The organism is Streptomyces sp. NRRL WC-3626 (assembly GCF_000718785.1).
Classification (GTDB): Bacteria; Actinomycetota; Actinomycetes; order Streptomycetales; family Streptomycetaceae; genus Streptomyces; species Streptomyces edwardsiae.
In genome coordinates this window covers 219,350-226,407 of sequence record NZ_JOCA01000030.1, presented here as the reverse complement: position 1 = coordinate 226,407, position 7,058 = coordinate 219,350, and the positions used below count along the sequence as shown (strand labels likewise).

General features: G+C 71.6%; 5 protein-coding genes. 4 read left to right on the top strand and 1 reads right to left on the bottom strand.

Annotation, left to right across the window (positions count from 1 at the left end; all coding sequences use genetic code 11):
* Positions 1-260 precede the first annotated feature (260 nt).
* Both IF28_RS0133650 and IF28_RS0133645 read left to right on the top strand, forming a co-directional pair.
* The gene (locus tag IF28_RS0133650; protein WP_030228644.1) at positions 261-1,349 is read left to right on the top strand and encodes a LacI family DNA-binding transcriptional regulator; all 1,089 of its coding nucleotides are present in this window, start codon (positions 261-263) and stop codon (positions 1,347-1,349) included.
* A complete protein-coding gene (locus IF28_RS0133645; protein WP_030228640.1) occupies positions 1,346-2,263 on the top strand; it encodes a carbohydrate kinase family protein in 918 nt (305 codons plus the stop codon). Before IF28_RS0133650 ends, IF28_RS0133645 begins: the two co-directional genes overlap by 4 nt.
* A 64-nt stretch (positions 2,264-2,327) precedes the next feature.
* On the opposite strand, the gene uvrA is transcribed toward IF28_RS0133645, so the two are convergent.
* Complete coding sequence (gene uvrA, locus IF28_RS0133640) at positions 2,328-5,366, bottom strand: excinuclease ABC subunit UvrA (RefSeq protein ID WP_030228637.1); 3,039 nt, start codon at positions 5,364-5,366, stop codon at positions 2,328-2,330.
* 223 nt (positions 5,367-5,589) lie between these two features.
* Between uvrA and IF28_RS0133635 the strand changes: the two genes are divergently transcribed.
* A complete protein-coding gene (locus IF28_RS0133635; protein ID WP_030228634.1) occupies positions 5,590-6,279 on the top strand; it encodes a maleylpyruvate isomerase family mycothiol-dependent enzyme in 690 nt (229 codons plus the stop codon).
* Between the two features lie 118 nt (positions 6,280-6,397).
* Entirely contained in the window at positions 6,398-7,054 is a 657-nt protein-coding gene (locus tag IF28_RS0133630; RefSeq protein ID WP_030228630.1) for an MBL fold metallo-hydrolase, read from the top strand.
* Positions 7,055-7,058: the final 4 nt, after the last annotated feature.

The window sequence follows — 7,058 nt, the reverse complement described above, 5'->3', positions numbered from 1 at the left end:
CCGCACCCCTCCGCCCCTCCGGCCCTCCGCGCCCTCCGCCCCCCGCGCCCTCCGCCCTCCGCCCTCCGCGGGCAGGCGTGCCGCAGGGCGGCACGGGTGGGCGCGACGGCACCCCGCCAGCGCCGGGCCGCGCGAAGACCCCCCGGCCCACCCCAGCAACACGTAAACGCTTGCGCAAGCGTTTACGCGCCCCCCGAAATGGGATACGGTCCCGACCCAGCACCCCACCCGCCTCAGCGCCCGGCATCAAAGGAGACCCCATGGCAACCATGGCCGACGTCGCCCGCAGCGCCGGCGTCTCCGTAGCCACCGTCTCCCACGTCCTCAACGACACCCGCCCGGTCCTCCCCCACACCCGCCAGGCCGTCCTCGACGCCATCGACGAACTCGGCTACACCCCGAACACCCTCGCCCGCTCCCTCGTGACCTCCCGCACCCGCTCGATCGGCCTCGCGGTCTCCGCGATCAGCAACCCGTACTTCACGGAGATCCTCCAGGGCGTCGAAGCCGAAGCACTGCGGCACGGCTACAGCCTCCTGATCGCCGACCCGCACGACGACCCGGCGCATGAGCGCAAGGTCGTCCAGCTGCTGCACGAGCGCCGCGTGGAGGGCATGATCATCGCCCCCTCCGCCGAGCCGGGCGAACTGCTCGCCTACCTGGGCCGCCACCGGGTCCCGGCCGTCTTCCTGGACCGCCTGGTCGACCTGCCCCCGGACGGCGACGCACCCCGCTTCGACCAGATCTGCGCCGAGAGCACGGAACCGACCGCCCGGCTGGTCACCCACCTCGCCGGCCTCGGCCACCGCCGTATCGCCCTGGTCGCGGGCCGCCCGGGCCTCAGCACGACCGCCGAACGGATCACCGGGTACCGTCACGGCCTCGCCGCGTCCGGACTGCCGTACGACGAGCGTCTCGTGGTGCACGGCCACTCGGAGTCGGCGGGCGCCGAACGGGCCACCACGGAGCTGCTCTCCCTCGGTTCCCGCCCCACCGCACTGGTCACCGCCAACAACGCCATGACGATCGGCGCCCTGCGCGCCCTGCGGGCGCACGGCCTCTCCGTGCCCGCGGACATCGCGCTGTGCTGCTTCGACGACTTCGCGTGGGCGGACCTGTTCACCCCCCGTCTCACGGCGATCGCGCAGCCCAGCAGGGACATCGGCGCCCGCGCCGTACGCGTCCTCCTCGACCGTCTCGCCGCACCGGACCGCCCCGCGCGGACCGAACGGCTCCCGTGTGCCTTCGTGCACCGCACATCCTGCGGCTGCCCCGACACACCGCGGCGGCCGGACGGCCCGGCACAGCCCGAGAAATCCGAGAAAGCCCGGAAAGGAACCCCCTCGTGATCGTCGTAGCCGGTGAGGCACTGATCGACCTGGTACCGCGCGGCGCGGGCGCGCTCGCGGCGCTGACGCCGGCGCTCGGCGGCGGCCCCTTCAACACGGCGGTGGCACTGGGCCGCCTCGGCTCCCCCACCGCGTTCTGCTCCCGGGTGTCCCGTGACGCCTTCGGGGAGGCGTTGCTGGGCCGGCTGCGGGAGAGCGGTGTGGACGTGTCGTCGGTGCAGCGCGGCGACGAGCCGACGACGCTGGCCGTCGCCACGGTCGGCACGGACGGTTCGGCGGCGTACTCCTTCTATGTGGAGGGGACGGCGGACCGGCTGTTCACCGCCCCCGACGTCCTGCCGGCCGGTACCCGCGCGGTGTCCTTCGGCACCTGCTCGCTGGTGCTGGAGCCGGGCGCGAGCGCGTACGAGGAGCTGATGCGTGCCGCCGGCGCGAGAGGTGTGTTCACGGCGCTGGACCCCAACATCCGGGCGGTCCTCATCCCCGACCCGGACGCCTACCGGGCCCGGTTCCGGAGCTGGCTGCCGTCGGTGTCGCTGCTGAAGCTGTCGGAGGAGGACGCCGAGTGGCTGGGCGGTTCCCCGCAGGAGTGGCTGGCGGCCGGACCGGCGGCGGTGGTGGTCACCCGGGGCGGGGAGGGGCTGACCGTGTACACCCGGGAGGGCGGCGCGTACACCGTGCCGGGTGAGCGGGTCGAGGTGGTGGACACGATCGGCGCCGGCGACACGGTGAACGCGGCACTGCTGCACGGCCTCGCCGCACGGGACGCGCTCAGTGACGCCGGCCTGGCCGCGCTGGGCGCCGATGGCTGGGCGGACCTGCTCGGCTTCGCGGCACGCGCGGCGGCGATCACCTGCTCACGCGCGGGCGCGGAACCGCCGTACGCCCACGAACTGGAGCCGAAGGCGGCCTGAAACGCGCCGTGCGGCGAAGGAACCCGCGTTCCTCCGCCGCACGGCGCGTGTCGGTGCGGGCCGGTCAGTCCTTGGCCGCCCGCGTCGTCTTCTTCGCGGCCGCCTTCGTGGCGGTCTTCTTGGCGGTCGCCTTCGTGGCGGTCTTCCTGGCGGCCGTACCGCCGACCGCCTTGGTCGCCGTCTTCCTGGCGCCGGCCCCTGCGGCGACCGTCTTCTTCGCCGCCTTGCGCGGGGCCGGCGCCTGCGCGGCGTCGCTGATCCGGTCCGCCCCCAGGATCTCCTGCAGGAACTTGCCGGTGTGGCTGGCCGGAACGGCGGCGATCTGCTCCGGTGTGCCTTCCGCGACGACCAGTCCGCCGCCGGAGCCGCCTTCGGGGCCCATGTCGACGACCCAGTCCGCGGTCTTGATCACGTCGAGGTTGTGCTCGATGACGATGACCGTGTTGCCCTTGTCGACCAGGCCGGACAGGACCGTCAGCAGCTTGCTGATGTCCTCGAAGTGCAGACCGGTGGTCGGCTCGTCCAGGACGTACACCGTGCGGCCGGTGGAGCGCTTCTGCAGCTCGCTGGCGAGCTTCACGCGCTGCGCCTCACCGCCGGACAGGGTGGTCGCGGACTGGCCGAGGCGGACATAGCCGAGACCGACGTCGTTGAGCGTCCGCAGATGGCGGGCGATGGCCGGGACGGCCTCGAAGAAGTGCATGGCCTCTTCGATCGGCATGTTCAGGACGTCGGCGATGGACTTGCCCTTGTAGTGGACCTCCAGGGTCTCCCGGTTGTACCGGGCGCCGTGGCAGACCTCGCACGGGACGTACACGTCCGGGAGGAAGTTCATCTCGATCTTGATGGTGCCGTCGCCCGCGCAGTTCTCGCAGCGGCCGCCCTTGACGTTGAAGGAGAAGCGGCCCGGCAGGTAGCCGCGGACCTTCGCCTCGGTGGTCTCGGCGAACAGCTTGCGGACATGGTCGAAGACGCCGGTGTACGTCGCCGGGTTGGAGCGCGGGGTGCGGCCGATGGGCGACTGGTCGACGTGGACGACCTTGTCGACGAGGTCGTCGCCGTCCACGCGCGTGTGCCGGCCGGGGACGCTGCGCGCGCCGTTCAGCTCGCGGGCGAGGTGGGTGTACAGGATGTCGTTGACCAGCGTGGACTTGCCGGAGCCGGAGACACCGGTGACGGCGGTGAAGACGCCCAGCGGGAAGGACACGTCGATGTCCTGGAGGTTGTTCTCGCGGGCGCCGTGCACCGTGAGCCGGCGCGACGGGTCCTGGGGGCGGCGGATGTCGGGCAGCGGGATGGCCTTCTTGCCGGACAGGTACTGGCCGGTCTGCGACTCGGCGTTGGCGAGCAGCTCCTTCAGGGAGCCGCTGTGCACGACCTTGCCGCCGTGCTCACCGGCGCCGGGGCCGATGTCGACGATCCAGTCGGCGACCTTGATGGTGTCCTCGTCGTGCTCCACGACGATGAGCGTGTTGCCCATGTCGCGCAGCCGGACCAGGGTCTCGATCAGCCGGTGGTTGTCACGCTGGTGCAGACCGATGGAGGGCTCGTCGAGGACGTAGAGCACGCCGACGAGTCCGGAGCCGATCTGGGTGGCCAGGCGGATGCGCTGGGCCTCGCCGCCGGAGAGCGTGCCGGCCGCGCGGTTGAGCGAGAGGTAGTCCAGGCCGACGTCGACCAGGAACCGCAGCCGCTCGTTGACCTCCTTGAGCACGCGCTCGGCGATCTTCTTGTCGCGGGCGGTGAGCTTCAGCTGGCCCAGGAAGTCCGCGCAGTCGCTGATGGACATGCCGGAGACCTCGGCGATGGACTTGCCCATGACCGTGACCGCGAGGACGACCGGCTTCAGCCGCGTGCCCTCGCAGGCGGGGCAGGGCACCTCGCGCATATAGCCCTCGAAGCGCTCCCGGCTGGCGTCGCTCTCGGCCTCGCTGTGCCGGCGCTTGACGAACGGGACGGCGCCCTCGAAGGCGGTGGTGTAGCGGCGCTCGCGGCCGTAGCGGTTGCGGTAGCGGACCTCGACCTGGGTCTTGTGGCCGTGCAGCAGGGCCTTCTTGGCGCGCTGCGGCAGTCCCGCGAACGGGATGTCGGTACGGAAGCCCAGCGCCTCCGCGAGGGCGCCGATGAGGCGGCCGAAGTAGTCCTTGGTGTGGCCGTGCGACCACGGGTGGATGGCGCCCTCGTCGAGGCTCTTGTCCGGGTCGGGGACGATCAGCTCGGGGTCGACCTCCATGCGCGTGCCGATGCCGGTGCACTCGGGGCAGGCGCCGAAGGGCGAGTTGAAGGAGAAGGAGCGGGGTTCCAGCTCCTCGAAGGACAGGTCGTCGTACGCGCAGTACAGGTGCTCGGAGTACATGCGCTCGCGCTCGGGGTCGTCCTCGGGGAGGTCGACGAAGTCGAGCACGACCATGCCGCCGGACAGACCGAGGGCGGTCTCGACGGAGTCGGTGAGACGGCGCTTGGCGCTGTCCTTGACCGTGAGGCGGTCGACGACCACCTCGATGGTGTGCTTCTCCTGCTTCTTCAGCGTGGGCGGGGTGGAGAGCTGGATCGTCTCGCCGTCCACCCGCGCGCGGGAGTAGCCCTTGGTCTGGAGGTCGGCGAACAGGTCGACGAACTCGCCCTTGCGCTCGCGCACCAGCGGGGAGAGCACCTGGAAGCGGCTGCCCTCCGGCAGCTCCAGGACCTTGTCGACGATGGCCTGTGGCGACTGGCGGGCGATCGGACGGCCGCACTCGGGGCAGTGCGGCTTCCCGATGCGGGCGAAGAGCAGCCGCAGATAGTCGTAGACCTCGGTGATGGTGCCGACCGTGGAGCGCGGGTTGCGGGAGGTCGACTTCTGGTCGATGGAGACCGCCGGGGAGAGGCCCTCGATGAAGTCGACGTCGGGCTTGTCCATCTGGCCGAGGAACTGCCGGGCGTACGAGGAGAGCGACTCCACGTAGCGCCGCTGCCCCTCGGCGAAGATCGTGTCGAAGGCCAGCGAGGACTTGCCCGACCCCGACAGGCCCGTGAAGACGATGAGCGAGTCGCGCGGGAGATCGAGCGAGACGTTCTTGAGGTTGTGCTCGCGCGCTCCACGGACGATGAGACGGTCGGCCACGCCGGTCCGCACCTTTCTTGAGAGAAGTGACAGGGGCGGGGCCCCCGTCCTTCTCAGACTAGGGGGAGCCACTGACAACGCCGGTTCGGATTCACGGGTTGTCAACAAACCCCGGCTCTCCAGCATGCCCGACGCCGCTCACGACCTTATAGCACGTGCATTCGATTTAAGGCCGGGCTTCACCACCTTCACCCGAAGGTGTGACGGGGCTAGGGTCGGCAGCATGATTGATCACGCTGATGACCTGGCGTCTGTACAAACAGCGACCGAGCGGCTGCTCACCGCGGCGGCCGCACTGGACAACGCGGCTGTGACCCAGTCGTCACGGCTCCCCGGCTGGACCCGCGGCCATGTGCTGGCCCACCTGGCCCGTAACGCCGACGCTCTGGTGAACGTCCTGGAGGGCCGCCCCATGTACGTCTCGGGCGAGGCCCGGGACGCCGACATCGAGCGGGACGCGCCCCGCACCCTCGAAGCGCACCTCGCCGACCTGCGGGAGAGCGCAGAGCGCTTCCGCGCGGCGGGCGCCGCCCCGGCGGACTGGTCGCGCACGCTGGAACTGCGCAACGGGGTCACGGACCGTGCCGCGCGGGTGCCGTTCCGGCGCTGGGCCGAGGTGGAGCTGCACCACGTGGACCTCGGGATCGGCTACGAGCTGGAGGACCTCCCGGCCGACTTCACGGAGCGGGAGATCGACTTCCTCGCGGAGCGGTTCGCCGGCCACCCCGGCGTACCGTCGACCGCCCTCTCCACCGGGAACGGCGGGATCCGGACGACCGGCGGCGAGGAGTCCGGCGGCCCCGTCGCCGTCGAGGGGACGGCCGCGGACCTGCTCGGCTGGCTCTCCGGCCGCCGTGACGGCGCCGCCCTCACCGTGAAGGGCGGTGCCCTCCCTTCGCTTCCCCCGCTGTAGCGCGGGCCGGGGCTGTCCGGCCGTACGCACCGGACCCGGCTCACCCGGGCGGCGAGGCGCCGCCGGATTCCTCCGGACCGCACCGCCGGGCAGGCCCTGGCGCTATAGGCTGGCGGTCATGACGTACAGCGGTCGGGTGACGGTCGGCGGCCCAGCCGACGTGCACGAACTCAAGGACCTGATGATCACCAAGGTCGCGGTCGGCCCCATGGAGAACAACGCGTATCTGCTGCGTTGCCGGGCCACCGACGAGCAGTTGCTGATCGACGCGGCCAACGACGCGGGGACCCTGCTGGGGACGATCGGTGACGACGGCATCGCGTCCGTCGTCACCACCCACCGGCACGGCGACCACTGGCAGGCGCTCGCCGAGGTCGTCGCCGCGACCGGCGCCCGTACCCACGCGGGCCGCGAGGACGCCGAGGGCATCCCGGTGCCGACCGACGTCCTGGTCGACGACGGCGACACCGTCCGCGTGGGTCAGGTGGAGCTCACCGCCCGCCACCTCGTCGGGCACACCCCCGGCTCGATCGCCCTCGTCTACGACGACCCCCACGGGCATCCGCATGTGTTCACCGGGGACTGTCTGTTCCCGGGCGGTGTGGGCAACACCTTCAAGGACCCGGAGGCGTTCGCCCGTCTCATCCAGGACGTCGAGACCAAGATCTTCGACGTCCTGCCGGACGAGACCTGGGTCTATCCCGGCCACGGCAACGACACCGCCCTGGGCGCGGAGCGCCCGCACCTGCCGGAGTGGCACGCGCGGGGCTGGTGACGGG

Bases quoted from the DNA above. Each gene is read 5' to 3' on its own strand.
- IF28_RS0133650 (WP_030228644.1), top strand. From the start codon at position 261: ATGGCAACCATGGCCGACGTCGCCCGCAGCGCCGGCGTCTCCGTAGCC.
- IF28_RS0133635 (WP_030228634.1), top strand. From the start codon at position 5,590: ATGATTGATCACGCTGATGACCTGGCGTCTGTACAAACAGCGACCGAG.
- IF28_RS0133630 (WP_030228630.1), top strand. From the start codon at position 6,398: ATGACGTACAGCGGTCGGGTGACGGTCGGCGGCCCAGCCGACGTGCAC.